The organism is Phormidium sp. CCY1219, from assembly GCF_035615515.1.
Lineage (GTDB): Bacteria > Cyanobacteriota > Cyanobacteriia > Cyanobacteriales > Laspinemataceae > CCY1219.
Genome location: NZ_JAJENT010000765.1, coordinates 1 through 251 on the forward strand (window position 1 = coordinate 1; position 251 = coordinate 251).

Genomic DNA, 251 nt, shown 5'->3' on the forward strand with positions numbered 1-251 from the left:
GTCGGTACAGTTTCTTTCCACCGATAGGGTGATGGCGGCGAAAAAACTATTCCGCTTATCGGTACAGTTTCTTTCCACCGATAGCGTGGTGGTGGAGAAAGAATTATTCCGCTTATTCCAAGGTTGGAGTGGTGGTGGGCAAAAAACTATTCCGCTTATCGGTATAGTTTTTTTCACTGATGGCGTGGTGGTGGAGAAAAAACTATTCTCCTGTCGGTACAGTTTTTTTCCAGCCTTGGAGTAGTGGTGGA

General features: G+C 45.8%; 1 protein-coding gene. It reads left to right on the top strand.

Annotation, left to right across the window (positions count from 1 at the left end; all coding sequences use genetic code 11):
- The coding region (locus tag LKK83_RS23245; protein ID WP_324633769.1) for a hypothetical protein at positions 1-244 on the top strand (244 nt) is incomplete at its 5' end.
- Positions 245-251: the final 7 nt, after the last annotated feature.